Source organism: Facklamia sp. HMSC062C11, from assembly GCF_001810675.1.
Taxonomy (GTDB): domain Bacteria; phylum Bacillota; class Bacilli; order Lactobacillales; family Aerococcaceae; genus Facklamia; species Facklamia hominis.
The window spans coordinates 199,321-224,506 of sequence record NZ_KV802403.1 but is presented as its reverse complement, the minus strand read 5'-3'; the positions used below and the strand labels follow the sequence as shown (position 1 = coordinate 224,506).

Genomic DNA, 25,186 nt, shown 5'->3' with positions numbered 1-25,186 from the left:
TTATTTAAAAAATCGGGATGACAGGACTTGAACCTGCGACCCCTAGCACCCCATGCTAGTGCGCTACCAAGCTGCGCCACATCCCGTAGTACTTAGATTATGTCCTAACCCATCATACCTTATTTTTCGATAAGAAGAAAGAGTAAAAAATAATTTTTCCCCTTACCATCCTAGTTCTTGCTTAATTCAACCCTTAATACCCCAACAATAATCAAGATTCCCCCAATAAAAATCGTAAAGGTAATCGGTTCTCCCAAAATCAAACTCGATGCAATCATCCCTACCAAGGCTTCCGTCGATAGAATCACGGCTACTTGGGTGGGGCTACTATATTTTTGGGCCCAGGTCTGTAAGGCAAAAGCGATCAAGGTACTGGCAAAGGTCAAATATAAGAGTGCTGCCCAACCGGTTGGATGACTGCTAAAGGATAGATCTCCTTGCCATAAACAGACCACCCAGGATAAAAAGGCCGCCATCCCTAACTGACCGACCATGAGAGAAGCTGAAGATAATTCGTCCAAAAAGTGATCGATCAAAATGATCTGACCCGCAAAGAAAAGCGCACAGACCAAGGTCAACCCATCCCCAATATTATAGCTAAAGAGCTGGGATAGATCTTGAAAATCAATCGATAAAAGGCCAATCCCTAATAAGACCAGTAAGACCCCCACCCATTTTTGCCGCGAGAGATGCTTTTTAAAAATCAATAAATTGAGCAAAGGAACAAAGACAATATTGGTCGTTGTTAAGAAGGCATTTTTGGAGGCTGTAGTATACTGCAAACCCACCGTTTGAAAGATGAAGCCCAAGAAGACCATCAAGCCAATCCACATGCCTGGCTTTAATTGTTGCCAGCGCATCGTCGCTAAATCACGCCAATAGATCAACAAGCTCCCCAAAAAAGCCAGGCTAAAACGAACAGCCATGGTCTGAACAGGGGTAAAATAATCCAAAGACAGGGCGCTCATCGCATAGCCTCCGCCCCAGATCAAGGTCACCACCAATAACGCCAACAAACTTAACTTATGCTTCATCTAACTCCTCCTCAACGATATCTATATTAGCGGTTTAACCAAGAGACCAAGCCCATACCGATCGGAAAGGCTAGGATCAAGAGGCCATGTCCTAAGATCAGCCACTTCTTACGAGCGATAATCGCGCAGATCATCCCCACGCTCCCAATCAAAGGACAGATAAATATTAAGACTAAACCCATCGGTCGCAAGCTTGAAGACATCGTCAACCAATCCATAGGAATCCAAGCCGCCAGCAATAAAGTAAGGATGCCCAAAATAAATAAACCCCGACTCCACTTATTAGCCCTTTTCACAAGCTGTTCCTCCTTTTTTATCCATGATACAAAAGTTCCCCCCGCTTGTCACATGGAGCTAACCTTGCTCTCTTAAAAACCAGGACATCCGTCTCGTTCACGCTGCAGAAGTCTCACTCCTTTTTTTCTTTTTATTATAGAGAAAATAAGCACTCAAGCAAGAAAAAACCGTCAAAAATGACGGTTTTTTCTAAGTCTTAGTCACTATTTATTCTTCATAAGATTTAAAAGGTTGATCTTTTTTAGGTAAACGATCCGGTGTAATGACTAGCCCCATCTTAGCTTGTTCATGCTTCAATTCCTTTAGAAGAGATACCATCATCAATATGATAATTAGTGAAAAAGGTAAAGCCACAATAATCAAAGTATTCTCCAAAGCCGCTAAACCGCCAGAAAAAAGTAAAACAATCGCTATAATTGCCAACAAAACTCCCCAAATAACCTTTTTACGATTAGAGGGTTGGAGATTGCCTTCTTCCGATAACATCGCTAACACATACGTCGCTGAATCGGCTGACGTAACAAAGAAAGAGACAATCAAAATCACCGCAATCCCGGATAAGAAAGCTCCTGCCGTATAATGATCGAAAGTAGCAAAGAGCACTTCTTCTGTCGCAAAGGCACCCAGATCGATTCCGCTCGCTTGTAGATGGGTTGACAGGGTCCCAAAGGTTGCAAACCAAAGAAAACTCAATAAGGTTGGAACTAAAAGAACCACTGATAAAAATTCGCGGATAGTACGCCCCTTTGAGATTCGGGCAATAAAAACACCGACAAAAGGCGACCATGAAATCCACCAAGCCCAATAAAAAATGGTCCAAGCATTAATCCAGTCCCGTTGATCCGACGCAAAAGCGGCTGAACGAAAACTCATCGCCATAAAGTTCTGTAAATAACCCCCAATCGATTCGGTCAAGTTATCCAAAATCGTGACACTAGGTCCTAAGATTAAAGCCAGAATTAACAAGCCAATGGCTAAGATTAAGTTAAGGTTAGAGAGAATCTTAACCCCCTTACCCAATCCTGATAGCGCCGACAATACGAATAAACAGGTGGTCACAATAATGATCACCATTTGAACCTTAAAATTATTTGGCAGATCAAATAAAAAGGACAAGCCGCCATTAATCTGAGATGCACCAAAACCTAATGTGGTAGCAACACCAATCACTGTCGCCACAATGGTCACAACATCGATGATCTTTCCGATCCAGCCCGAAGTACGGTCCCCTAATAAAGGCTTAAAAGTTGCCGATAGTAAGTACTTTTCATGTTTTCGAAAACCAAAATAGGCCAAGGCTAAGCCAACAATGGCATAAACACCCCAAGCATGAATCCCCCAATGGAAGAAAGTATAACGAAAGGCTTCCGCCAAAGCTTCCTGGCTTTCAGGAGCAGCACTCGGGGTCATGGTCGCAAAATGACTCAAAGGCTCTGCTGCACCATAAAAAACCAAGCCAATCCCCATGCCAGCTGAGAACATCATCGCAATCCAAGATCCCGTCCCATGATCGGGTTTTTCTCCAGGATTGCCTAAACGGATTTGTCCAATGGGGCTAACAATCAAATAAAAGCAAAAGAATAAAATCCCCGTCACTAATAATAAATAAAACCAGCCAAATTGATGGGTAATCTGTTGATGCAAACGCTGAGTCACATGTTGAAACTCATCAGGAATAGCAACCCCCAGCACCACTAAAATAAACAAAATAGCTAAAGCACCATAATAAACTCCTTGATTCCTTCTTTTAAACATACCATGCTCCTTTCCTTAATGTGATCGATTACAAAGTATTTTGGTTTAACAAAAATCATGTATTCACTTAATAAGGCCGCTTTAAAAGAATCACTTAAAAAGTGAATAACATTAACTGTACAAGAATAACATAGATGAGCACTAAAACAAAATTTTCTTAAATACTAAAAACAGAGCGCATATCCGCGCTCTGCTAGTTATTCTTGATTCAATTTTATCTAAGTATTATTTTTTAGGATTCAAGGCCTTAACCTGATCAAATTCCTGGCTAGAAATATGGCAATAACCATTAGGATGAGTGATCAAATAGTCCTGATGATAGTCTTCCGCCGGATAATAATTGATCATGGGGGCTAATTCGGTATAGAAGGCGGCGTGTTTGGCTCTTTCCTTGTCAAAGTAATCTTGACAAATAGCCTGGCTGGCTTCATCCATATAATAGACCCCCGTTTGGTATTGAGAGCCACGGTCATTACCTTGTTGATTCTTCTTTTCAGGTTCAATACATAAGAAAAAGGCCTGTAACAAACGTTCTAATGGCAACACTGCCGGATCATAGCTGATCTTAACCGCTTCTTTAAAACCAGTGGTATCCGTGCAGACTTGGCGATAGGTCGGATTCTCAGTCTGACCATTAATATAGCCTACTTGGGTATCAACCACCCCTTCTAAGAGCTGAAAAGCCCGCTCGGTTCCCCAAAAGCAACCCCCTGCAAAATAAATCGTCTTGACTTCTTCCATCCAAATCCCTCCTACAATCAATTAATCTTAGTATAAAGCAATCGCTTGGACAGTCAAAGAATTTAATCTTTCTGCTAAAGAGCAGTCACCAGCAAATAAAGCCAATGGGCTGCAATGCCTGCTACTATCCCTCCAATGGTATGGCTAGCGATGGCTTTACCGGTCACTTCCTTGGTTCCCAAGGCATCCATCATAGCGATATGCGTAGAAATATATCCACTCCAACACATACAGATGGCTGTAAAGACCGCAATATCATTGGCATTGGCTCGCCCTGCGGCTGCCATCTTAGTCACCGTCCCAATCGCCGCCCCCGTAGATCCCAAGGCCGTGATCGGTACCGCAATCGCCTCAGGAGCGCTAAAGCCAAATAGTGGATTGATGATAAATTGCAAACGATCGCCCAGCCAAGGTAGAAAGGCTACCCCCTCGTTGGCAGAGCCTGTATAGATTCCTGCAGCTGAAGGGCCCTTCGTAAGCATAATGACCATCGTACAGATAATCACCACCCCTGGAATGATGGCTACCCCCATATCAATCCCAACCTTCCCGCCATCTAGCAAGGACTGGATGAAGCGCGACCCCACACTGCCCTCACGAATAATTCGTTGGTCTTCTGGAATCAAATCCTTGGAATAAATCTCAACTTGATCTTGGGTTCCATAAATATTTTTACAGGCATGGATCATTAACCTCACGGAAACAATACTGCCAATGATCGCTCCTACATTACCAATCAAGGCACTTGTGATCGCACCTGGAATATCTAAGCCCATCATACTCGTGGTCGTAATCAAGCCCATCCCAAAAGACGTCCCAAGATTGGTGAGCGCTGGCATCTGATATTTTTTGAAATAGCGTCTAAAATTATCGTCATGGGTCAGCGTTAAAATCGCCGGATTGTCCGACAAATAACAGTTCAAGATCCCCAATGAAGAAGCCCCCGGCAAATCATAAATCGGCTTCATCACCCGGGATAAGATGCGATTAACCAAGGCAATAATCCCAAATTCCGAGAAAATACCCGCTACTGCTCCTGCCAAGACGGCAATCGCCATTAAATAAAAACACACATTCATTAAGAGATCATAACCGGTATTCATCATGGTCTTGATCATATTGACGCCACCCATTTTACGCCCAATGGCGATAAAAAAGGCAAAGAAAATGAAGAGTGCCACATAATTTTCTAGGCCAATGTCTTTTTTTAACTTACCTGATCTTCCCTGCATAAAAGGCCTCCTTTATTCCTTGATCCATTCTTCGGATGATATTCCCCATTATAGCAAATAAGCCGCCAGCTGTGACCCAGTCTCAACTTGAAAATGAGTTAAAATTTATCCTTTCTACCAAAAAACCAGGCTTGAAAATCAAGCCTGAAAAATTATTTATGAAAAATTCTTTTTAACTAAGTCCTTGCTTATTGACTAAATTGTGATTGGTAGAGATCGGCATAAAAGCCCTGAGCTTGGATGAGTTGATCGTGTTGGCCTTGCTCAATAATATTGCCATCCTTCATAACCAAGATCAAGTCGGCATTTTTAATCGTGGATAGACGGTGGGCAATAATAAAGGAAGTTCGGCCTTGGGTGAGTGCATCCATCGCTTTTTGTACGAGGACTTCACTGCGAGTGTCCACATTAGAAGTCGCTTCATCCAAAATCAAAAAGGCTTTATCGTCCACCATGGCTCTAGCAATCGTTAGGAGTTGCCGTTGACCTTGAGAGACGGACTCACTTTCTTCCAAGGTTGAATCTAAGCCTTGAGGCAGGGTCTTAACGAAGTGATCCAAGCCCACCACCTTCAAGACGTCATTCAACTGTTCCTCGGACACATCCATTCGGTTATAGGCAATATTCTCACGGACGGTCCCCTTGAACAACCAGGTATCTTGCAAGACCATCGTAAAGAGATCATGCACATTTTCCCGACTTAAATCTTTAATGGAATGATCATCAATCACAATATCCCCTTTACTAATTGGATAGAACTTCATCAATAAGTTAACCAAGGTCGTCTTTCCAGCACCCGTCGGGCCTACAATCGCCACTTTTTGCCCCGCTTGAATCTCGGCGGTAAAGTGTTTTAAGGTTGGCTTTTGGTTACCTCTATAGGTAAAGCTGACATCCCTGAAGGACACACGGCCTTGAGCCTTTTGCGGATCCAAGTAGGCTTGAAGATGCGACTCATCGTCCATATTCGGTGCATCCATGATCTCAAAGACCCGGTCGGCACTAGCCCCCGTCGATTGAATAGCCGTCATCGCCTGACCAATTTGAGATAGCGGGGAAGTGAAGAGTCGAACATAAGCGATAAAAGCGACGATAACACCAAAGCTCGTTTCTCCTCGAAGGGTCAAAATCGCCCCAACAATACAAACTGCGACATAGCCTAAGTTTCCCACAAAGAACATCAAAGGCATCATCATACCCGATAAAAACTGGCTCATCTGATTCGCTTGGTAAACTGCCTCATTGGCTTGATCGAACTTCGTCTGAACCACTGACTTAGCATTGTAGACCTTGACAATGTCTAAGCCAGAATAGACTTCCTCAATCTGTCCATTCAAGACCCCTAAGGACTTTTGCCGCATGGCAAAATACTTCTGACTCTTTGATAAAATGGCAAACATCAGGGCAAATCCTAATAAACTCGAACCAATGGCTGTCAAGGCCATCTGCCAGTTGGTATAGATCATCATTCCCGTCGTTCCTAATAATAAGACCACCGCTGATACCAAACTAGCCATGGATTGGTTCATGGACTGGGCGATCGTATCAATATCATTGGTCACCCGAGATAGAATATCCCCGATGGTATTCTGATCAAAAAAGCTTAAAGGTAGCTGATTCATTTTATGGGCTAAGGCTGTTCGTAAGCTCTTAGCAAAACGATTAGCCACTTCCGTCATCAGGATCGATTGGCCAAAAGTCATCAAAGCACTCATTAGATAGAGGACAGCTACGGTCAGTGCCATCTTCTTAATCTTGGCTAAAGGCATCTCCGGTTCAATCAGCTCTTGGACGGATGCGGGTAGGTTCTTCAATTGATCCAACTTGGCTTGTTGATCCGCTTCAGGATCAGTCCCTTGATTAGACCGAGCTTCCGCTTGCAACTGCTTAGCCAAAGCCTGTTGATCTTCAACGGAGATAGTCACCCCATCCAAGGTGATTGGTTGCCATTGGTTGCTGGCAAAACCTTTTTGAAAGGCAGTTTGGAGCGGTGCCATTTTTTCCATTTTAGGTGTCATTCCTTGAGTGATCTCATCCACTAAGTCCGACAAACGGTTAGGGGTGATAATCGACAAGACTGATCCGCCGATCGCCAACAGTAGACTCACAATAATTCCAATTCGATAAGGGCGTAAAGCACTCAAGAGGCGCTTCATTGAAGCACCGAGATTCTTAGGTTTTTCAGTGACCTTGCCCATGCTTCCAGGTCTAGCCATGATTCAATTCCTCCTCACTCAATTGCGATAAGGCGATTTCGCGGTAGACAGAACAGGTCTGCAATAATTCTTGGTGTTTGCCCTGACCCACGATCTTACCTTGGTCGAGTACGATAATTAAGTCTGCATGCATGATGGTTCCAATCCGTTGGGCAACAATTAACTTAGTTGAGTTGCCGATTGCTTCCGCCAATTCCTTACGTAATTTAGCATCAGTCTGATAGTCCAAGGCTGAGAAGGAATCATCAAAGATAAAGATCTCAGGATCCTTGGCAATCGCTCGAGCAATCGAGAGCCGCTGCTTTTGCCCCCCAGAGATATTGTTGGCTCCCTGGGATAAGACGCTGGCTTCTTGATCATCCATGGCTGCCACAAAGTCACTGGCCTGAGCAATGCTTAGAGCCCGTTTCACTTGGTCATCATCAATTAGCTTCTGACTTTGACCAAAGCGGATATTGGCATCAATCCGGTCATTAAAAAGAACCGTCTTTTGAGGCACATAGCCCAGCTTATGATATAAGTCTTCCAGGCGATAGTCCCGCACATCGATTCCGTCTACCAAGACACTCCCACTGGTCACATCATAAAAGCGGGGGATTAGATGAATCAAAGTCGACTTACCAGACCCTGTAGCCCCAATAAAGGCCACCGTTTGCCCTGGTAGGGCCGTAAAGGAAATATCCTCTAAGACCGGGTCCTTAGCATCTGGATAGGCAAAGGACACCTGCTTGAACTCTACCTTTCCAGCCTGCCCCGGTAAACCGGTTGTCTGAGATCCGTCCTTGATTTTGATAGGAGTCTCTAAAACCTCGTTGATCCGATTCATCGATACCTGAGCCCGTGGCACCATCATAAAGATAAAGGCCAACATTAAGAAGGACATAATCACCTGCATCGCGTAGGAAGAAAAGACAATCATATTTCCAAAGAGTGAGATCTTATCCACCATCGCTGCTTGATCGATCAAATGCGCCCCCATCCAATAAATCATTAAAGCCAAGCCATTCATGACCAAATACATCATGGGCGACATAAAAGCAAACATCTTTTGGTTGAAGGTCTGAAGCTTGGTCAATTCGCCATTCACTTGATCAAACTTGGCTTCTTGATAACTTTCTGCATTAAAGACTCGAATGACCCGCATGCCGGTTAAATGCTCCCGCATCAAACGGTTCAACTGGTCAATCGCTTCTTGAATCAACTTGAAGCGGGGTACAACCACCCACATAATAAGGGCTACTCCTGTCAATAAGACTAAGACTGCAATCCCAGTAGCTGCCGACCATTGCCAGCTCTTATTAAGGATTTTTTTAACGGCCCAGACTGCCGTAATCGGTGCTTTTACCAACATCTGAAAACCCATGGCCAAGAATTGTTGAACCTGGGTAATATCATTGGTATTTCTAGTAATGAGACTCGCCGTTGAGAAGTGATGCAACTCTTCTTGGGAAAAGCGGGTCACTTGATCAAAAAGCTGCCGACCTGTTTCTCTGGCAAAACGGGCAGAGACTAAGGATACGACATAGCCAGTCACCATGGCACTCAACATCGATCCCAGGGCACAAGCCAGCATCCAGGCCCCATTCTCAATGATCTGACTTAATTGACTGCCTTCACTTTGTACCAAAACGGTAATTTGTGACATATAGTCTGGCATCTTTAAATCCAAATACACTTGTAAAACGATTAAGGCAATCGCAATCACGCTATCGATATAGTCCCTCATCGTCCATTGTTTCACCCATTTAATCATGTTCACCCTCCTCCATGACTTCAATATTCGCCACCATCTGCTTCATGACCCGTATAAAAACAGCCAAATCTTCCTCATTAATTCCTTGAACCATCTGTAATTCAAGATCACGCACGTGATCCAAACCCGTTTGATAACGATCAAGCGCTAAGTCTGTTAGATGAATCTGCTTGGACCGTGCATCCCGGTCGGCGACTTGACGCTCAATATAACCATTCGCTTCCATCTTCTTCAGAACCGCTGAAATCGTGGCTCGCCTTAAATTTAAGGCTTTTTCTAAATCCCGCTGCAGAACCGGCTGATCCCGGTGCTCCATTAAATAGGAAAATATTTTTAGTTGTGTAGGATTGGGTGCCTTAGGCTGAGCATGACAAGCCGTCTGTGACTTCAACTGTGCCATCCTACGAATCCAAGCCACATGTAAATCTTTAATACGGTTAAATACCTCGTCTTTCATAAGAACCTCCTGACTTGAAAAATTATACTCGCTTAAGCACAATTGTCAACTAGCTAACAATATTTTTGACAAAGTCTTCCCCTCAATAAAAAAAGCAGCGGCCAAGCCACTGCTTAAATAGTAATCGAATCATCACTTATTGAATCTTTACATCCTTTAATAAAAGTTTGCCAAAGGCGTCTACAATCAGTTTTGCATATAGAATAATAAAAAGCCTTACTCCAGAAATCCTCTCGGATCCCAGAGTAAAGCTCGCTCCATTATTGAATCTTATGTTTAGCCATTTTTTCTTGGAAGATGTCCTGCATGATCTTTTTTAATTCTTGAGCCTCTTTAACAGGTAGGTCTCCTTCTTGCTTGGCTACCGCATAAAGCTCAGGGTACTGCTGAGCCACTCGTTCAACCGTCTTGGTCGTTGCGTGCTTGCGAACGATCCAAGGAATCTTCTTAATCCATTCTGCTGGAACCAAGTCTAGAATCTTCTTGGCTGCTGCTTGATCGCTGATCTCGGCCGTTGATAAGCCTTTTTGAATGAAAGCTTCTTCTTGTTCACTAAATTGATGCATTCTAAGTTACTCCTTTTCACTGATTATCATGACACAGACAAGCTTGTCGATGCCATAAATTATTGTATTGGTCATTATGACACGCAAGCTTATTTATCGCAAGAAATAAGCCCTTTTCTCATCAAATTTAGAACTTGAGAGCCAGCAAGCAGAATCGGTCGCTACTTCTTTCTAGGTTACAGGCGCATCATTATGCACGGTCATAGAAACTCCCGATTAAAACCCCCATCAATAGACCAATCCCCGCTCCAATGGCAAGCTGATCAATAATAATTCCTAAGCCCGTTCCCAGGCAAAGGCCAATACCGATCGCAGCTCCTAGCGAGTCGTCGCGCTTATTCCGTCCTGAAGTAGCTCGACTTGCTTGATCGCGGACATACATCACCAAAACAACCACCAAGACCGCCACAATCATCAATGGCCAAATTTTTGAAAAAATTACTTGCATTTAAATCCTCTCTTTCTTGATTCCTTAGTCCTTAGCGTAACGCTTGATTAATTTAGGCAAATTCTCTAGATCCACCCACTCTTCCGAGTAGCCACAGGACTGACAGACATAACGATTAACTGGCACCGCGGATAAGATTGTTTTGCCGGTCATGATATTATTTCCGGCACCATAAGCTCCCGCCGCTCCTGGAATAAAAATGAGTGACTTACCTTTACACTTTGGACAAGTTCCTGTATTTTTCATGTTAGTTCCTCCTTCATCTAAGCATCATAATTTCGGTTCAATATAACCCAAGGCCATGGCCTGATTATAGGCTTCTAACAAATTATTAACCTCCAGCTTAGCATAGATCGAAGCTAGGTGATTATAAAGGGTCCGCTCACTAATAAAAAGCTCGAGGGCAGCCTCCTTTTTACTTTGACCTTGAACTAATTTTTGCAAAATCTCAATCTCTCTTGGCGTTAGGGGATCCACGATCGAAGGTTTTGCGGTCAAGACTCGGCCTTTTTGAACCTCGATCAAACGCCCCATTAAATCGCTAATTTCAACCGACTTATGGATAAAAGCCTGTACGCCTAAATCAAAGGCCAGACTCTGATAGTTGGTCAAGTCATAAGCCGTTAGGATCACGATCGGCGTTTGAATGGATTGATCTCTTAATTGACGAATCAGATCAAAGCCGGTTAAGTCTGCCTTAAGATTAATATCTACTAGCAGAATATCATAATCCTGATGGCCCACTTGATCAAGGAAAGCCTGAGGGCCGTCCACATAGTCACAGACTTCCACCCCTGCCTGGTCCTCCAACAAGCATTTAAGACTTTGACCAAATAAATGATGGTCATCCAGTAATAATAGTTTCATGATGACCTCCTTTTAAGCGAACACGTGCCGTTAATACCTCGCCATTTAATTGATAATCCAGGTCGCCACTTTGGGTATCCACGATCAAGCGCATCAATAGAACACCGCGTTTTGAAGATTGAATCAAGGCTAAGTCCTGGGTGCTCGCACCATCACTCTCCACCTCCAACAACAAGTCCGCCCCCTCCAAGCCTAAACGATAAGACACATAAGTCCCCGTCGAATGCTTATAAACATTATTCAGCAATTCCTTACTGAGGATACACAGCAAACGCAAGCTAGCTGGATCCAAGCCCCGGTTTAAATCCGGCTGAATCTGATCGTCAAAGACCAATTGGCTTTGAGGGTAGAGCGATTGTACCGAGTGGAAAACCTGCATCAAATTCTCAGTTAAATCCTCATTGTCAAAGAGGTGATTTTGATAATAAGTCATTTGGTCTCGTGCCTTCTTTTCAAGGTCGGTTAAGACTTGCTTTACATAGGCATAATCCGGTTCCTTCATGGACAATAAATTCTTAACCGCATATATTGGTTGGATGAGCTCATCATGAATCCATCGGGCAAAGGATTCCCGGTCCTGTGTTAGGTAGTCCGATAAATAATAGGCCCGATAAATCTTCTCATAGGTCTGATCTTTCTCCTTAAGAAACAACATTAAACAAGCCTCAAAAGACAGAAAAATCAAGTGAATCACGATATGAACAATCACCGGATCCAAACCTAACAAATTGATCAAGATTAACATGACCAGTAAAAAACCTAGCGTAAAGCCTTGCGTCGTCTTTCTAGAAAGGGGTAAAATCGAGACCGAAACGAACTGTCTTGAGCCAAGCGGTTGTAGAAAATAATAGCTGGTAAGGGCGACACTCGTTAATAAGACAAGGCAAGCATATAACAAAGTAAGTTGCAAAGACAAGCCAATTAAGGCAAAAGATGCAACAACAAAGAAATAATCCGTTCTCGTCAAGCTTTGACGTTTAGCTAAAAATCCATAGAGATAAGTATATAGGGTTCCAAAAATAGTCATGGAGAAAAGGTTGAAATACACAGCTTCATTCAGTCCAGCCTGCTGATGGAATAGATAAGCCCAGTAAAACAACAAGAGTCCATGCATTAGAACCAGTATTGCGATTTTCTTATACATGATATTAATAATAACTCCTTACAATCCCCTCAATGGTCCGCCGTCTTTTAAGCCAGAGGCCCACAAGAACCAGTAATAATAACTTCGTTCCCAAATAATATTCTACCATAGATTGATCGTGGTATACGGCGAGTGATAACCCCGCCAAGATCCCATTGACCAAGACCGTTTGATATTGAATGGCATTCAAGCGACCCAGATTCACCCTTGATAGAATCGCATTCACTAGACCCCAGGTTATTAGGAAGCTTTGAATCAGTAGGGCCATCATCAAGAGAAAGAAAGGCTTTCCCATTGAATGATTGACAGCCTGTAGCCCCTCAAATAATAAACCCGGAAGCCATACTATTAAGCTGGCCAGATAAAGGCTCACAAGATAGCCCCTTACTAGCTGCTTCAAAGAAAGCCCATTTGCTAAAAGAAATTCCAGACGCTTGGTCTGTTTATCTCGAATCAACGATGGCTTTGCTAATTCCGTCACGATCACTCCATAAAGGCAAAGCATCCCCTCCAACTGCAACAATAAAGTAAGATCTCCATGGCCGGATGATGAATCCTGAACAGCTCCAAACAGACCCATCCCTAAAAAGATCACTCCCGCAAACAAGCAAGCATTCCGATCAAGTAGGGCTTTCACTTGTAATCGAATAAAGGTCATGACCAAGTCCCCTCCTGCCTAATAACCCATTCGTTAGTTAGATGGCGCCTTTTTAAACTAGCCAAGCCGACTAAAACCAGGGTTAAGCTAACATTTACCAGCAACACTAAACTGGAAAGTTCAATATGATGATTAGCTAAAAATTGTAAAAATTGATTAGAAACGCTCCCCACTCCATAGATCAGCAAATTAAGGCTGATAAAAAGTAGGTATTTAACAAATTTCAAATGTTTTTGTCCTAAGACCAACACATTAAAATACAAAATCGTCATAAAAACCAAGATAACGGTGGACCCAAACAGACCTAGAATAGCTAAAAAACCAAGTTCAAACGCTGGTAAACAAACAAAAGCCATCAACAAGGCGAAAGGAATCAGCATTGAAAAGCGACACATCTGCAAACTATAAGCCAACATCAAGGACTTAATATCAATGCCCGAAGCCAGGAAAAAGTCCAAGCGATGGCTCAGCTTATCCTTAACGGTCACATCCACCACCATTGACGTGCCCAATAGAAGACCCATGCCTAACATGAGTGCCCAGATTAATAATAACAAGGGATCGCTTCCAAACCGGTCCGAGACCTGACTAAGGTGATAGACCCCCAGATAGAACAGTCCACTAAATATCAGCGCTAACAAAGAATTGAAACGGTAATCCCGACTATCCCAAATCATCGACTGCACGGCCTTATTTAATGGCGTCTGCTCCTTCATTTCAACCCCTCCTCAATGAATATATCCTCCAAGCGTTCCCCTTTCAAATCTTGAATCCGCTTGGTAAAGACGATCTGTCCCTCTTTAATCATTGTGACCCAATCAGCCACTTTTTCAATTTCCTCAAGGTCGTGGGAGGTGAAGACGATTGTTTTACCCTGATCTTTTAAAACATCAACCACTTGACGAATCTGAATCCGTGAGATCGGATCGACCCCAGAAGTGACCTCATCTAGAAAGATCAGCGACCGATCCATTAAGATAATGATCAACAGAGATAATTTTCGCTTCATTCCCTTAGAGTAGGTCGACACTTTACGCTCTAAATCCCCTTGAATCCCTAATTGCTGAGCCCAAGCCTGATAATCCTTTAACTCAAAACCAAAATAGCGTCCGAATAATCGTAGGTTCTCCAAACCCGTCTTATCTTCATAAAGATAGTCATTCTCCAGCAACATAGCATGCTTGCCCTTCAATTGAACAGTCCCTTGATCCGGCTGATAAAGTCCGGTTATTAACCGCAACAAACTAGTCTTACCCGCTCCATTGGGTCCCATTAAAGCATGAACGGTATTTTGTTCAATCCTTAATGAAAAATCATTAAATAAGGTCTTTTGCTCAAAGTTCTTGCTTAGATGATCGACTTTTATTGCCCACATGGTCGTTCCCCTCTTTCATCCATTTGATCTTAGCTTCATTCTACTAAGACAGGAGACGGCCTACCTGAGTAATCCCTGCAAGAATTCAAAAAGCCCTTTAAGAAAGAGGAAGCCAACTTCTAATAAAAAAAGCAAGCTTTTCAAACCGCTTGCTTTTGTTCGATGTGCTATCGATTAGTTCAATCCCAAATAATAAATGCCTGTCACTATTAAAGGCACCGCTCCGACTAAGAAGATGATCAGCGATAACTGGGCTTTTTTCTTATATAAAGAAAATTCAAGCGATTCTTGCTGCGTTAAAGCCCGACGGGCATACTTTCTACGAAACAACAAATAGGTCACTAAGCCTGTTCCATGCCCATCCGACAAGCTAAAAGCCCCCCATAAGCGAGGGTGCTTCATCCCTCGTGCTCTGGCATCAATAGCGACCAACTGATACAGATTATAATTCAATAAAAGTGCCCCCATTAAAAAGACCGCTCCCGAGACCACCATCATCACTTGATAGTTATTCATCATTTACCCTCCCTTAAAAACGTTGAATAATTTCTAAATAGATAAGCCCAGCTACTAGCAGCGATAAGACAAAAACAATCGACAAAGCCAGTTGAAAAGGAATCCAGCGGCTGATCGCCAAAACAAAGAGAATTCCCAATAAGGCAAATAATATAACGCGAATTAAAAGCTTATTACTTTTAACCACATCAGTACTTTCATTCAGATGCTGCATATAATCGGCACTTCCCTTCAATAAGACATCCAAGCTAACCTGATACAAATCACTCAGAGCAATCACATTCAAAACATCCGGATAGGTTTTATTATTTTCCCAATTTGAAATCGACTGCCTGGAGACACCCAGCGATTCTGCCACCTCTTCTTGAGTCAACTTTGACTTTAGCCGGGCTTCTTTTAATAAGCTTCCTATAGTCATCTTTTTTCCTCCTTCTAGCCATGACTTTAAGCGATCCAGCCTAAAAATACCATCCAACTTCTTTGACATCCCCACAAAACAGGGTAAAAATTCTTTGACAAGGGCAAAATTCGCCAGTCAAAAATCATTGACATCGCCTTCTAATCACTTTTGTACCAGTCCAAGCAAGTTCTTAAAACTATTTTACTTTAGCTTGAACCCGAAAAAAAGAGGCTTTGAATCCTGCCATTTAAGCAAGTTATTCAAGCCTCACTCATTGATTGAATGATAAATGGGATTGCTGAATCAACTTATTGATGCTTCACCGTCGCCAGCAACTCAGTCAACTCTTTGGTAAAAGCACCCTCCTTTTCCAAATGATCTCTCTGGTAAAGCTGAGTAAATTCTTCTCCAAAAGCGACGATTTTGAGTCGATAAGTTGTCTTACCAGACACTTTTTCAAGCAGGATATGATCCATCTCACTGGCTTTAATTCGCTTCAATAAGGACGTCGTCCCCAAAAATACCAGCACCGAATCCTTGTTGATTCCTTGAAAAAAGGCTACAGAATAGAGAAGCAAGACGGAACTTCCGGCAAGGACATAATCTTGAATCGTAGACCCCCATTGATAAGCCATATAAAAAGCAAGCACGGCATAAGCGATAAGTATCCACTGAACTAGCGGACGCTGCTTAATGAAAATGGTCATCTTACTTTTTAGCCAATAATTATAGCCAAAACCTGCTAAAAACAAACCAATGCCTAAAATCTTCACTTAAACTCTGTCCTTCCTTTTTTCATTGATCATCTCGATTAAATTTTCTTCGTTGTCTCTCCACATTTAACAAGATCAATAACGTTTTTCATAGTATTGATTAATAAAGAAGGATAATAAGGGATAAGCCACTACCGCAAGCACTAATAGACCCGCTGGTAAATAGGCCTTCATCGACAGACAAATCACTGCCACACGCCCATCATAACCATTAGAATCGATGTCATGCGTGCATTAACCTTGTCTCTAATCTTCTCATTACGTTCATCCTGCACAAGGATCCGGTAATGCGAGTCATTCTTCATTTGCTTAATGTGTCGGAGCTTTAAGTAGGCAATCGTGACACTGATTGAAAAGACAAAGGTCAATAGAATCGTCATGGTTTCATCCTGTCTAAATACCCATAATAATATTAAACTAACCATCCCGATTAAATAGCCCAAATACCAAATTTTATCCTTGTTCATCCTGGTCTTCCTCCTCAAATATAAAAATATCTTCAATCTGCAAGTCAAAAAGTCGTGCGATCTTAAACGCTAAGATAATGGAAGGATTATACCTCCCCTTCTCTAAGGAACTGATAGTTTGGCGGGATACCTCAAGTAAGGCAGCCAAGGCTTCTTGAGTCATTCCACCTTGTTTTCTTATTTCTTCAAGCCGATTTTTCACCTTTACCTCCCCCTAAAATGCTAAGCTAGCTTTACATTTAATATATCGCGGATCATTTTCGATGTCAAGTTAGCTTTCCATATAAATCGAATAAAAAAATCGTCCCATAAAAAGATCCCCGCCCAATAGCATTTATAGCCAATGACAGGGATTCGCTGAGATTCAACGATGAGCAATATTCGCAATGCGTTAACAAGACTTCTAACAAAGGAACTCCTAATTGCAATCTAGCTGCTACTCATTAATATCGCTTTTGGTAGACTATTTCATCACACGAAACCATTTAAATTCATAAAGACTTTTAAATGAATATCAAGGCTTGAGTATTTATAATTTTCAATAAAAACATGCAAGTTATTAGCATTTTTAAACTCGCCCATCAATATTTGAAAACGTTTTATATTATTGTTATATTTAAATAGGAGACATTGATAATGAGACGGGCCACATAGAAAGGATCGAAACCATGAATGTACACATATTTAGTCACCAGCCTCAACGTTGGCAAGGATTCAAACATACCTATGACCATTATGAGTTACTCTTTATTGATTTCAATTTTGTGGATATGAATGAGCTTATCCTGCCTCTAGCTGAATTCATCGAAGATTATCATCAAAAGCAGCAACTTTTTATTTTTGATTGTTCAACTGATTATAGCGACAAGTGGTTAACCTTTATTTTAGAATCCGAGAAGAATGGTAAGATTCATGATAGCATTTTTCTTCACGAATCCAAGGAAATTTTTAATGCGATGTCTCACCATCATTTTCATAGCGCTGATCTAATTGTTAGTGCTAATTGGGTAGAAGCAATGGAAGAGTTAAAAAAAAGTCTGGCCAAATATCTGTTAAAGCAAGACCCTATTATGAGTACGATCCTTAACCAGCCCGATCACATACGTTATTTTAAAAAAGAAAAAGGCAGTCATTATCTTGAAGTTCATTATAAGAATAAAAGTTTTGAACGCGTTCGTGCTTCTTTAAAGCATTTCATCTATTTACAACCTCTTTTTGATTATTATGGTAGAAGCTATCTTGTTAACAAAAATCACATCCTGTACCAAGACCTCCTACTTCACTCTTTAATATTAAAAGATGGTCAAAAACTCAGCTACTAGACTGAAAACTGAAAACCTTTCATTTTCAAAGCCAAATTTAGCTGTTTAAGAGCCAAAATAAGTAAAGCCTATTGTCACCTATAAGGCCTCTTGATAAGATGAAAGCGAGAACAAAAGATGGCCATCTTAAAAAAGGAGGTTTCGATAGTCATGACCCTATTTAAAGGCAATATGAAGCGTCTATTCCTACAAAGAAATGGACTTATTTTACTAGCTTATATTTTGGTAATCAGTGCGATTCAATTCTATACCTATAATCGACCTAATTATTACACTGAACCTTCCGTCTTTCCGAGATTACTCTGTTTTGATAGTACAGGGTATGGAACCGAAGTTTATGCGATGACCCTACCAATTATGGTCGCTTTCTTTGGAGCAGGCCTTTACCGAGAAGATGTTAACCGAGCAATGATTCTGAATCAAGAAGTACGTTTCGGTCGAAAGGCCTACTATTATCAACAATATTTTACCGCCTTTATCGGAGGTGGCCTAGCAGGGATTAGTCCTTTTATTGTAAGTTCAACGATTTTCTTCATGGTCTATCCCATGACCCTACCCGATCCTATTGTCACTCAATTAAACACGATTTCTCCGGGAATTTTGTATTCGTTATATTCGCTTCACCCATTTGTTTTGTGGTTGCTCTTTGGTCTTGAAATTTTTTTAATTTCAGGAATTTTAACCTGTTTAAGTCTGACAGCCTCATACTTTATTGCTTATAAGTATTTTGAGTATTTCTTTTCTTTTGTTGTTATTTATTTAACACCGTTGGTTTTTGGGATAATCGGCATTATTCATCTGGACCTGATTCCAATGATGCTTTTATCTCACTTATCGATGTTGAATGAGATTGAATGGATACAGACTATAACCTTTTGGCTAGTTCTAGAGTTGATCAGTGGCATCTTATTTCTGTGGAAATTATCAAATCACAAATCGGGTGTAGACTAAGTAAGGAGTGAAGAAGATGGTTTTATTAAAAGTCGATAAAATTTCTAAAGCTTTTGGTAAAAAACAAGTCCTAGATCAAATTGAACTTGTGGTAAATGAAGGCGAAGTAGTGGGCTTGGTGGGTCATAATGGATCTGGAAAAACCATGTTATTAAGAGCAATCATTGCCAGTATGCGCTTGGATAAAGGTCAAGTCTATCTTAAGGACCATCCAGTCATCTTTAACCAGCCACTGCCCCTTGATGTAGGAGTCATCATTGAAAACCCTGAATTTATTCCTCATTTTACCGGATTAGAAAATCTGAAATATCTAGCCTCTATCAATGATAATTACCAGGAAGAGTGGGTCTTATCCCTATTAAAAGACTTAGATATGTACCAACATAAAGACGATAAAGTATCGAACTATTCCTTAGGAATGCGACAAAAGTTGGCCATTATTCAAGCCCTCATGGAAAATCAAAGCTTAATCTTACTCGATGAGCCAACCAACGGTCTGGATCGAGATTCCGTCAAGGTAGTTATTGACTTAATCCATAAAATTAAAGCGAGCGGTAAAGGATTTTTGATTGCCAGCCATGATGAACAACTGATTCAAGCAGTATCAGACCATGTATACGAGATTGCTGATGGGCGAATTGTAGGTGGTCAACGATGAAAAAAACTAAGATAATTCTGGCTATCACTCTAGTTGTCCTAGTCCTAGTTCGGATCGTTTATGTGAATTTAACCCAAGTAGGCGTCACCGCTCGTTTATTTGCCGCTGACGAGATCATTACCCTGCAAGAAAAAGACTATAAATTGCACTCTATCAAGCGTTTAAATGAACAGGAAACAAAACAGTTTCAAAAAGATTATTCCGCCTTTGTCAATCCAAACTATGATTTCATTTTCCAAGTAGAGGTAGAAGGCGATGTCTCAAAAACCAAAGAAAAACATATGGGCTATAGCCTCATATTTAATCGACAATACCGGACCATGCCCGTTTATTCAGCCAATGAAGTTAATGGAGAGAAATATCGACTGTTCTTTGCCTTCCCCAAAGAAGCCTTTAAGCCTGGTAAGAACGAGTGGATTTTGGCCTTTAGTAATTTTATGATTGAAGACAATCAGCATTTTGGCTTCCAAGGGGAGTGGAATTATGAATAAGCTTATTTGTTATGATCGGATCCGTATTGCTTGGCAAAGAGGTCTGCTTTTTTATCTGTCTGTGGCCTTAATGCTATTCATTAATAGGTTTATCGATGTTAAAAAAGGCATCATCGACCAATGGCCATACGAAGGACTGATTAGTCAACCCATGGATAGCAATTTTCTACGGTGGATTGCTGTACCTAGCTTTCTGGTCTTAACTTATCTGTTAAGAAGCTATTTTACGAATTTAGAGCAAGTGCGCATCTCCATTGAACGGCAATGCCGTTATAAATGGATCATACTTTTAATCAGTTTAGGAATGATATTTTTGATGAGTGAAGGGATAGTCCTACTGGATTTGATCTGGACTAAAGAAAAATTTATCCTACTGGATATTCTCTATGCCGCTGTTCAACAGTCGCTCATCTTAAGCATTTTTGGCGTGATATACCATTTATTAGAATCCTTAGTCAAGTATCGCTTCCTAGCCCTTTTGATAGGTTTAGGACTGAGTCCATTATTATTTATCGTCATATTGAAACAAGTCTTTTTATTCTTCATTGAAGAAAGCGATCCCCTGACTTGGATGGGTTTAGTTTTTATCTTATTAAAGATGGGCTTTATTTTATATCCAGCTTACCAACTGGATAGATATCTGATGCATCAACGACAATATATGATTTAGTATTATCTATCAGCTTCAAATAGAATAAGGAGAGATAATGATGAGAGCCTCACTTCGCTATCTAAGAATGAATCTTTATCGACTCTTCCAGCTACGTTATTTCATAGGCATCTTGATATTCATCTACCTATTAAGTATTGTCTCTTTCATGATTGACAAAGGAGATGCTTGGGCTTATTTTGCGATACATGATAAAAATGTCCTATCTAATAATATGAATTGGCTTAGTTTTTATGTATTTCCTTTATTGATTCCTTTTAATTTCTTTGGACAAGTCTTAGTTCAAGACAATCCCTTTGATTTTATTCGGATTCGTCATCCTAAAATATTGTTTCTTCTAAGCATTGCCTGTATGGGAGTCTATGTCAGCTTGTATGTCTTCCTATCAATTCTGCTTGCCTTTTTCTTTCAAGTGGATAATGTAATGCCTCTGACTGATATTCTTTCATTATTTATCCATTTATTGCTCTCTATCTGGGGAATGCTATGCTTGCAGATCGCAATTCATTGCCTAGGCTACAGCGTACTAGGGTTGGTTCTTAATTTGGTCATCATTGTGCATAGCTTTTATAGTCGAATGGACTTTACTTGGATCATAACCCAGCCTTTTACGCAGATGACAGTTGGCTCATTACTAGTCCGATTGTTTATTTTACTTTTAATGATTGGATTGACCTACATTGTCTACAGCTATCTACCCCGACTAAAAATAAAGTCCCATTAATTCGGTAAAGTTAGTCATAAGGAGATGACCTTCATGAAAAAAAGAAAGATACACTTTATATTAATTCCTAGTCTACTAATCATTATCGCTCTATTGGCTTACAGAGGCTACTCCTTTTATCTTAAGCAAGTCAACCAGCAAGAACAGCAAGAAAATGTTAACACGATCAAACAAATTTCTGCGAATCAGTCGGAAGAAGAACCTTACTTGCAGAATCCGACTTACCTGTCTTATGTCCTAAGCCTAGATGAGGAAAAAGCTAAAAAGATGGACCCCACTATTAAGCAAGTAATTTTTGATGCCTTAACGGCTTTTAATAAAGACCAGATGGCTTATAACTATGAGATGACAAATTTTGAAGGGGTAGATTCTGCTTCTATATCGGGGAAGTTCGATCAGAGCAAGGGCCTATTCTATGAAATCTTACAAATAGGAAATAAAACATTCAATTATTATCTGGATGGACAATACGTACAAATGGCTTCGTCCGAAATGGATCCCTATCAGGAAAATGGAAAAATGGCTGATTTAATCGAACCCCGAGGTCTATTTATGGATCTCTTAATTCGAGTGCAGGAATTAAAAGAACTTGAAATGAGCGAAACAGACCAAAGCTATACGATTAAAGGACAAATGCCTAAAGATTTATCTCCTTTTAATGATGGAACTTGGATCTTTGAGATTGATAAGACTTCTCATCTACTTACATCCTTTCAAATTGAACAAGAAGGCACAGTGATACAAAGCATCAAACAGGTGAATTACTCAGATAAGGCCGATATAACCCCGAATGAAATTAAGGAATTAGCAAAAAACTATCCAAATATTAATTAGAAACCCATTTTGTGTTACTTCTTAATGGAATTCTTCGATTTGTTCTGGGCGGATCTCATCAAACAATCTCGTTTCCACACTCTATTCAAGTTAAACATTGCTTTCGCCCCCTAGTATCGCCTGCAGATCCAAGCAATACTAGGGGGCTTCTAAGCGGTATATGTAATAGAAAATTTCCCTCTTCCATTCTTCTTATAATACATTACCTTATAATTTAATATCGGATGAATCCAGATATAATACCGAAGGTCTTATATCCACCTCGATTTCATGGTAGAATTGGGACGAAAAGAATATCAGATGAGGTGATATCAATGGATCGAATTAGTTGGACCGATTACTTTATGGCGCAAAGCTTAGTGATTTCAACGCGAAGCACCTGCGACCGATTGATGGTTGGAGCGGTCATTGTTAGAAATAATCGAATAATCGCAACGGGCTACAATGGGTCTGTCTCAGGCTTAACGCACTGTATCGACCACGGTTGTTTTGTGGTAGATGGACACTGTATTCGGACCATCCATGCCGAAGTGAACGCTGTTATTCAATGCGCTAAGATGGGAATATCGACTGATGGTGCAGAAATCTATATTACCCATTTTCCTTGTTACAACTGCTCCAAGGTCATTATTCAAGCAGGTATCAAAAAAGTGCATTACCTCTATGACTACCACAATGACCCCAATGCGATTGATCTCTTCAGTGAATGCGACATCCAAGTTAGCAAACACGAACTTAGCCCTCATCTATTCGAACAAATCAAACAACTCCACCTGACAAACATCGATCAGCAATAACAAAATAAGCTACTGAAGTCCCAGGCTTCAGTAGCTTTTTCAGTCAGTAACTTTTATCTGGGAATCATAAGAAGACACAGTCATGCTCCAACATTTATAATGATCATGCAACTAATTAAAGTAATAGACATTCCCAGCTCCACCCACATTATCGAAGGCTTTATTATGTTTTAAGCCTAATGATTCAGCGGTTTTTCTTGAAGGGATATTTTCGTCTAAGGTTAAGGCAACGACTTTATAGTCATTGTTTAATTCAGTCGTAACACGATCCATTATTTGACGAGCTGCCTCTTTGACAAATCCCTTTCTCGTTTTAGACGGATCAATTCTATAATAGAGATTTAAATACTTTTTATCGTTTATTAAGGTAAACCTTAACCCACACAAGCCAAAAACACTATTATCCGCTTTATCGACTAAGGAATAATAGCCAAATCCATACTTATTATGATGGTCAATCATGGCATTTAAACTATCGATAAATTCTTCCTTACTTGGTTTTTTCCATCCCGGATTAAACCGATTCGTTTCAGGATTGGCATGAATGGCATATAATTCATCAAAATCCTCCAGCCTAGGAACTCTTAATATTAAACGCTCAGTCTCTAATCGTTTCATCTCTGACTCCTTCACTTAATCTATATCATTGATTTACCCCTATTAATAGAGTCTTAACTACCCTTTCACATTCAGAGTGATGTCTCAGCAGCTGATGGCAACCAATCATTCCTCATGTTTACTTCTTTCCAACTTAATTATACACTCCTTATTTAATTTCACTGCAGTGTATATTATAATTACAGCAGTTGATTTAATAAAAAAGCAAATATTAAAACAACCAATTACACGTTACACACTCTTAACTTTCAAATATAAAATGTCGCAATTCAAGACCATGCACAAAGCTAATTTAGCGAAAGCATCACTGGGAGGATTCAATTGATGATTAAAAAATTATATAAAAAGAGTGAGATTTGGTTTGCATTAGCATGGATTATTATATACGTTGTACTTGCATCAACAGGAGATAATATATCAGAAAATATAGGGATTTTAAAGATTGCAACCTTACCTATATTGATAATTTTATCAATCATATTATTTCTTTTTGTTAAAAATAATGGATTGGCAAAAAAGTATGGACTTTGTAAATCAGAAATTCCAGCTTCTAAAATGTTATTTTACATTCCATTAATAATTATAATGACAACAAACCTTTGGTATGGTGTAACGATTAATTTTTCACCATTAGAAAATGTATTATATATTTTATCGATGCTTTGTGTTGGTTTTCTTGAAGAAATGATATTCCGCGGATTTTTATTTAATGCACTGGTTAGGGATGGTGTGAAATCAGCGATTATCATTTCAAGTGTGAGCTTTGGAATCGGCCATATCGTGAATTTGGTAAATGGTTCAGGAGCGGGATTACTACCAACCATGTTACAAGTAGTCTATGCAATAGCTATTGGCTTTGCATTTGTCATGATTTATTACAAGACCAAAAGTTTGCTACCCTGCATTTTAACGCATAGTATTCTTAATAGTTTAAGCGTATTTTCAAATGAAGAGATCGTTACACCACAAAAGCAAATTATCTCAAGTATTTTGATTGCGCTAATTGCAGCTGGATATGCATTATATATAGCTTCAGCCGTTAAAGAAAAAAACATAAAATAGTTAGGAGGCAACTTAAAATCTCCGTTTGTCTCCTGAACTCCCCACTCCTAACAAAAATAAGCGGCTATAAGACATGTCTCTTTTTCACTAGCTAAGAACTGCAATATTTGATGATGCTCGTTTATGAATCTCAAAGCCGTTCTGTAGTAACCAGGTGAACAAAATGGCGTCCATCTTCTCGACCTTCCTCATAAACCTCTTTACATTCTATTAATATCAGATTCCCTTCTCTATCACCTACGCTAACGCTATATGGACTTATGTCATAGCTGATTAATAAAAGTTGATGCATTCCACTTCTCTAAGTCTTAATATTTTCTTGTCAATAATTTGCCAGACACTGTCTGTTAAATTACATCT

Annotated in this window: 31 protein-coding genes and 1 tRNA gene; 9 read left to right on the top strand and 23 right to left on the bottom strand. The window is 40.4% G+C overall.

What is annotated here, in order from left to right; all coding sequences use genetic code 11:
* Positions 1-12: 12 nt before the first annotated feature.
* From HMPREF2758_RS06660 to HMPREF2758_RS06555, 22 genes are all read right to left on the bottom strand, one after another.
* Positions 13-86, bottom strand: a tRNA-Pro gene (locus HMPREF2758_RS06660).
* A gap of 84 nt (positions 87-170) precedes the next feature.
* Positions 171-1,034 (bottom strand): DMT family transporter, encoded by an 864-nt coding sequence (locus tag HMPREF2758_RS06655; RefSeq protein WP_070609705.1) that lies wholly within the window; start codon positions 1,032-1,034, stop codon positions 171-173.
* Between the two features lie 26 nt (positions 1,035-1,060).
* The gene (locus tag HMPREF2758_RS06650; protein WP_070609704.1) at positions 1,061-1,330 is read right to left on the bottom strand and encodes a hypothetical protein; all 270 of its coding nucleotides are present in this window, start codon (positions 1,328-1,330) and stop codon (positions 1,061-1,063) included.
* A 208-nt stretch (positions 1,331-1,538) separates the two neighbouring features.
* Positions 1,539-3,086: a glycine betaine uptake BCCT transporter gene (locus HMPREF2758_RS06645; RefSeq protein WP_070609703.1), complete on the bottom strand. Its 1,548-nt coding sequence runs from the start codon at positions 3,084-3,086 to the stop codon at positions 1,539-1,541.
* 225 nt (positions 3,087-3,311) lie between these two features.
* Entirely contained in the window at positions 3,312-3,827 is a 516-nt protein-coding gene (gene msrA / locus HMPREF2758_RS06640) for a peptide-methionine (S)-S-oxide reductase MsrA (protein WP_016648490.1), read from the bottom strand.
* 74 nt (positions 3,828-3,901) lie between these two features.
* Positions 3,902-5,059 (bottom strand): CD0519/CD1768 family membrane protein, encoded by a 1,158-nt coding sequence (locus tag HMPREF2758_RS06635; protein WP_070609702.1) that lies wholly within the window; start codon positions 5,057-5,059, stop codon positions 3,902-3,904.
* A 188-nt stretch (positions 5,060-5,247) separates the two neighbouring features.
* Positions 5,248-7,275 carry an ABC transporter ATP-binding protein gene (locus tag HMPREF2758_RS06630; RefSeq protein WP_070609701.1) on the bottom strand — a complete coding sequence of 676 codons (2,028 nt, stop codon included), beginning with the start codon at positions 7,273-7,275 and terminating at the stop codon, positions 5,248-5,250.
* Positions 7,268-9,028 carry an ABC transporter ATP-binding protein gene (locus HMPREF2758_RS06625; protein WP_070609700.1) on the bottom strand — a complete coding sequence of 587 codons (1,761 nt, stop codon included), beginning with the start codon at positions 9,026-9,028 and terminating at the stop codon, positions 7,268-7,270. The genes HMPREF2758_RS06630 and HMPREF2758_RS06625 overlap by 8 nt, the downstream gene beginning before the upstream one ends.
* Positions 9,021-9,485, bottom strand: a complete 465-nt coding sequence (locus tag HMPREF2758_RS06620; protein ID WP_070609699.1) for a MarR family winged helix-turn-helix transcriptional regulator — start codon at positions 9,483-9,485, stop codon at positions 9,021-9,023. The genes HMPREF2758_RS06625 and HMPREF2758_RS06620 overlap by 8 nt, the downstream gene beginning before the upstream one ends.
* Before the next feature lie 260 nt (positions 9,486-9,745).
* Positions 9,746-10,051, bottom strand: coding sequence for a hypothetical protein (locus tag HMPREF2758_RS06615; protein ID WP_070609698.1), 306 nt, complete (start codon positions 10,049-10,051; stop codon positions 9,746-9,748).
* A 190-nt stretch (positions 10,052-10,241) separates the two neighbouring features.
* The gene (locus tag HMPREF2758_RS06610; protein ID WP_070609697.1) at positions 10,242-10,499 is read right to left on the bottom strand and encodes a glycine zipper domain-containing protein; all 258 of its coding nucleotides are present in this window, start codon (positions 10,497-10,499) and stop codon (positions 10,242-10,244) included.
* 24 nt (positions 10,500-10,523) lie between these two features.
* Complete coding sequence (locus tag HMPREF2758_RS06605; RefSeq protein ID WP_070609696.1) at positions 10,524-10,745, bottom strand: hypothetical protein; 222 nt, start codon at positions 10,743-10,745, stop codon at positions 10,524-10,526.
* Positions 10,746-10,769: 24 nt separating this feature from the next.
* Positions 10,770-11,366, bottom strand: coding sequence for a response regulator transcription factor (locus HMPREF2758_RS06600; RefSeq protein WP_070609695.1), 597 nt, complete (start codon positions 11,364-11,366; stop codon positions 10,770-10,772).
* Entirely contained in the window at positions 11,344-12,510 is a 1,167-nt protein-coding gene (locus HMPREF2758_RS06595; RefSeq protein ID WP_070609694.1) for a sensor histidine kinase, read from the bottom strand. Before HMPREF2758_RS06595 ends, HMPREF2758_RS06600 begins: the two co-directional genes overlap by 23 nt.
* A 4-nt stretch (positions 12,511-12,514) precedes the next feature.
* The gene (locus tag HMPREF2758_RS06590; protein ID WP_070609693.1) at positions 12,515-13,168 is read right to left on the bottom strand and encodes a hypothetical protein; all 654 of its coding nucleotides are present in this window, start codon (positions 13,166-13,168) and stop codon (positions 12,515-12,517) included.
* Positions 13,165-13,884 carry a hypothetical protein gene (locus HMPREF2758_RS06585; RefSeq protein WP_070609692.1) on the bottom strand — a complete coding sequence of 240 codons (720 nt, stop codon included), beginning with the start codon at positions 13,882-13,884 and terminating at the stop codon, positions 13,165-13,167. The genes HMPREF2758_RS06590 and HMPREF2758_RS06585 overlap by 4 nt, the downstream gene beginning before the upstream one ends.
* The gene (locus HMPREF2758_RS06580) at positions 13,881-14,543 is read right to left on the bottom strand and encodes an ABC transporter ATP-binding protein (protein ID WP_070609691.1); all 663 of its coding nucleotides are present in this window, start codon (positions 14,541-14,543) and stop codon (positions 13,881-13,883) included. The genes HMPREF2758_RS06585 and HMPREF2758_RS06580 overlap by 4 nt, the downstream gene beginning before the upstream one ends.
* Positions 14,544-14,717: 174 nt before the next feature.
* Complete coding sequence (locus tag HMPREF2758_RS06575; RefSeq protein WP_246823269.1) at positions 14,718-15,062, bottom strand: hypothetical protein; 345 nt, start codon at positions 15,060-15,062, stop codon at positions 14,718-14,720.
* A gap of 10 nt (positions 15,063-15,072) precedes the next feature.
* Positions 15,073-15,477 (bottom strand): helix-turn-helix domain-containing protein, encoded by a 405-nt coding sequence (locus HMPREF2758_RS06570; protein WP_070609689.1) that lies wholly within the window; start codon positions 15,475-15,477, stop codon positions 15,073-15,075.
* 290 nt (positions 15,478-15,767) lie between these two features.
* Positions 15,768-16,232, bottom strand: coding sequence for a hypothetical protein (locus tag HMPREF2758_RS06565; RefSeq protein WP_246823268.1), 465 nt, complete (start codon positions 16,230-16,232; stop codon positions 15,768-15,770).
* A 185-nt stretch (positions 16,233-16,417) separates the two neighbouring features.
* Positions 16,418-16,699, bottom strand: coding sequence for a DUF2178 domain-containing protein (locus HMPREF2758_RS06560; RefSeq protein ID WP_246823267.1), 282 nt, complete (start codon positions 16,697-16,699; stop codon positions 16,418-16,420).
* On the bottom strand, positions 16,686-16,901 hold the full coding sequence (locus tag HMPREF2758_RS06555; protein WP_070609688.1) for a helix-turn-helix transcriptional regulator: 216 nt from the start codon (positions 16,899-16,901) through the stop codon (positions 16,686-16,688). The genes HMPREF2758_RS06560 and HMPREF2758_RS06555 overlap by 14 nt, the downstream gene beginning before the upstream one ends.
* 466 nt (positions 16,902-17,367) lie before the next feature.
* Between HMPREF2758_RS06555 and HMPREF2758_RS06550 the strand changes: the two genes are divergently transcribed.
* The 8 genes from HMPREF2758_RS06550 (at position 17,368) to HMPREF2758_RS06515 (ending at position 23,146) form a co-directional block, all read left to right on the top strand.
* Positions 17,368-18,021, top strand: a complete 654-nt coding sequence (locus HMPREF2758_RS06550) for a LytTR family DNA-binding domain-containing protein (RefSeq protein ID WP_070609687.1) — start codon at positions 17,368-17,370, stop codon at positions 18,019-18,021.
* 150 nt (positions 18,022-18,171) lie between these two features.
* A complete protein-coding gene (locus HMPREF2758_RS06545) occupies positions 18,172-18,972 on the top strand; it encodes a hypothetical protein (protein ID WP_070609686.1) in 801 nt (266 codons plus the stop codon).
* Between the two features lie 16 nt (positions 18,973-18,988).
* The gene (locus tag HMPREF2758_RS06540; RefSeq protein ID WP_070609685.1) at positions 18,989-19,630 is read left to right on the top strand and encodes an ABC transporter ATP-binding protein; all 642 of its coding nucleotides are present in this window, start codon (positions 18,989-18,991) and stop codon (positions 19,628-19,630) included.
* Positions 19,627-20,121, top strand: coding sequence for a hypothetical protein (locus tag HMPREF2758_RS06535; protein ID WP_070609684.1), 495 nt, complete (start codon positions 19,627-19,629; stop codon positions 20,119-20,121). The genes HMPREF2758_RS06540 and HMPREF2758_RS06535 overlap by 4 nt, the downstream gene beginning before the upstream one ends.
* A complete protein-coding gene (locus tag HMPREF2758_RS06530; protein WP_070609683.1) occupies positions 20,114-20,791 on the top strand; it encodes a hypothetical protein in 678 nt (225 codons plus the stop codon). Before HMPREF2758_RS06535 ends, HMPREF2758_RS06530 begins: the two co-directional genes overlap by 8 nt.
* Before the next feature lie 37 nt (positions 20,792-20,828).
* Positions 20,829-21,515, top strand: coding sequence for a hypothetical protein (locus tag HMPREF2758_RS06525; RefSeq protein ID WP_083304859.1), 687 nt, complete (start codon positions 20,829-20,831; stop codon positions 21,513-21,515).
* A gap of 33 nt (positions 21,516-21,548) precedes the next feature.
* A complete protein-coding gene (locus tag HMPREF2758_RS06520; RefSeq protein ID WP_070609681.1) occupies positions 21,549-22,349 on the top strand; it encodes a hypothetical protein in 801 nt (266 codons plus the stop codon).
* 314 nt (positions 22,350-22,663) lie between these two features.
* The gene (locus HMPREF2758_RS06515; protein ID WP_070609680.1) at positions 22,664-23,146 is read left to right on the top strand and encodes a ComE operon protein 2; all 483 of its coding nucleotides are present in this window, start codon (positions 22,664-22,666) and stop codon (positions 23,144-23,146) included.
* Positions 23,147-23,257: 111 nt separating this feature from the next.
* Here the strand turns inward: HMPREF2758_RS06515 and HMPREF2758_RS06510 are convergent, their stop codons facing one another.
* Positions 23,258-23,764 (bottom strand): GNAT family N-acetyltransferase, encoded by a 507-nt coding sequence (locus HMPREF2758_RS06510; protein ID WP_070609679.1) that lies wholly within the window; start codon positions 23,762-23,764, stop codon positions 23,258-23,260.
* Between the two features lie 324 nt (positions 23,765-24,088).
* Between HMPREF2758_RS06510 and HMPREF2758_RS06505 the strand changes: the two genes are divergently transcribed.
* Entirely contained in the window at positions 24,089-24,826 is a 738-nt protein-coding gene (locus HMPREF2758_RS06505) for a CPBP family intramembrane glutamic endopeptidase (RefSeq protein WP_210384437.1), read from the top strand.
* Positions 24,827-25,186: the final 360 nt, after the last annotated feature.

What these genes read in the sequence shown, in the direction of transcription:
- HMPREF2758_RS06525 (WP_083304859.1), top strand. Translation starts at nt 20,829, where the DNA reads ATGATGAGAGCCTCACTTCGCTATCTAAGAATGAATCTTTATCGACTC.
- HMPREF2758_RS06530 (WP_070609683.1), top strand. Translation starts at nt 20,114, where the DNA reads ATGAATAAGCTTATTTGTTATGATCGGATCCGTATTGCTTGGCAAAGA.
- HMPREF2758_RS06580 (WP_070609691.1), bottom strand. Translation starts at nt 14,543, where the DNA reads ATGTGGGCAATAAAAGTCGATCATCTAAGCAAGAACTTTGAGCAAAAG.
- HMPREF2758_RS06605 (WP_070609696.1), bottom strand. Translation starts at nt 10,745, where the DNA reads ATGAAAAATACAGGAACTTGTCCAAAGTGTAAAGGTAAGTCACTCATT.
- HMPREF2758_RS06510 (WP_070609679.1), bottom strand. Translation starts at nt 23,764, where the DNA reads ATGAAACGATTAGAGACTGAGCGTTTAATATTAAGAGTTCCTAGGCTG.
- HMPREF2758_RS06575 (WP_246823269.1), bottom strand. Translation starts at nt 15,062, where the DNA reads ATGATGAATAACTATCAAGTGATGATGGTGGTCTCGGGAGCGGTCTTT.
- HMPREF2758_RS06505 (WP_210384437.1), top strand. Translation starts at nt 24,089, where the DNA reads ATGATTAAAAAATTATATAAAAAGAGTGAGATTTGGTTTGCATTAGCA.
- HMPREF2758_RS06590 (WP_070609693.1), bottom strand. Translation starts at nt 13,168, where the DNA reads ATGACCTTTATTCGATTACAAGTGAAAGCCCTACTTGATCGGAATGCT.
- HMPREF2758_RS06540 (WP_070609685.1), top strand. Translation starts at nt 18,989, where the DNA reads ATGGTTTTATTAAAAGTCGATAAAATTTCTAAAGCTTTTGGTAAAAAA.
- HMPREF2758_RS06645 (WP_070609703.1), bottom strand. Translation starts at nt 3,086, where the DNA reads ATGTTTAAAAGAAGGAATCAAGGAGTTTATTATGGTGCTTTAGCTATT.
- HMPREF2758_RS06595 (WP_070609694.1), bottom strand. Translation starts at nt 12,510, where the DNA reads ATGTATAAGAAAATCGCAATACTGGTTCTAATGCATGGACTCTTGTTG.
- HMPREF2758_RS06625 (WP_070609700.1), bottom strand. Translation starts at nt 9,028, where the DNA reads ATGATTAAATGGGTGAAACAATGGACGATGAGGGACTATATCGATAGC.
- HMPREF2758_RS06630 (WP_070609701.1), bottom strand. Translation starts at nt 7,275, where the DNA reads ATGGCTAGACCTGGAAGCATGGGCAAGGTCACTGAAAAACCTAAGAAT.
- HMPREF2758_RS06585 (WP_070609692.1), bottom strand. Translation starts at nt 13,884, where the DNA reads ATGAAGGAGCAGACGCCATTAAATAAGGCCGTGCAGTCGATGATTTGG.
- HMPREF2758_RS06570 (WP_070609689.1), bottom strand. Translation starts at nt 15,477, where the DNA reads ATGACTATAGGAAGCTTATTAAAAGAAGCCCGGCTAAAGTCAAAGTTG.
- HMPREF2758_RS06545 (WP_070609686.1), top strand. Translation starts at nt 18,172, where the DNA reads ATGACCCTATTTAAAGGCAATATGAAGCGTCTATTCCTACAAAGAAAT.
- HMPREF2758_RS06620 (WP_070609699.1), bottom strand. Translation starts at nt 9,485, where the DNA reads ATGAAAGACGAGGTATTTAACCGTATTAAAGATTTACATGTGGCTTGG.
- HMPREF2758_RS06515 (WP_070609680.1), top strand. Translation starts at nt 22,664, where the DNA reads ATGGATCGAATTAGTTGGACCGATTACTTTATGGCGCAAAGCTTAGTG.
- HMPREF2758_RS06535 (WP_070609684.1), top strand. Translation starts at nt 19,627, where the DNA reads ATGAAAAAAACTAAGATAATTCTGGCTATCACTCTAGTTGTCCTAGTC.
- HMPREF2758_RS06610 (WP_070609697.1), bottom strand. Translation starts at nt 10,499, where the DNA reads ATGCAAGTAATTTTTTCAAAAATTTGGCCATTGATGATTGTGGCGGTC.
- HMPREF2758_RS06550 (WP_070609687.1), top strand. Translation starts at nt 17,368, where the DNA reads ATGAATGTACACATATTTAGTCACCAGCCTCAACGTTGGCAAGGATTC.
- HMPREF2758_RS06615 (WP_070609698.1), bottom strand. Translation starts at nt 10,051, where the DNA reads ATGCATCAATTTAGTGAACAAGAAGAAGCTTTCATTCAAAAAGGCTTA.
- HMPREF2758_RS06600 (WP_070609695.1), bottom strand. Translation starts at nt 11,366, where the DNA reads ATGAAACTATTATTACTGGATGACCATCATTTATTTGGTCAAAGTCTT.
- HMPREF2758_RS06635 (WP_070609702.1), bottom strand. Translation starts at nt 5,059, where the DNA reads ATGCAGGGAAGATCAGGTAAGTTAAAAAAAGACATTGGCCTAGAAAAT.
- HMPREF2758_RS06655 (WP_070609705.1), bottom strand. Translation starts at nt 1,034, where the DNA reads ATGAAGCATAAGTTAAGTTTGTTGGCGTTATTGGTGGTGACCTTGATC.
- HMPREF2758_RS06520 (WP_070609681.1), top strand. Translation starts at nt 21,549, where the DNA reads ATGAAAAAAAGAAAGATACACTTTATATTAATTCCTAGTCTACTAATC.
- HMPREF2758_RS06560 (WP_246823267.1), bottom strand. Translation starts at nt 16,699, where the DNA reads ATGAACAAGGATAAAATTTGGTATTTGGGCTATTTAATCGGGATGGTT.
- msrA (WP_016648490.1), bottom strand. Translation starts at nt 3,827, where the DNA reads ATGGAAGAAGTCAAGACGATTTATTTTGCAGGGGGTTGCTTTTGGGGA.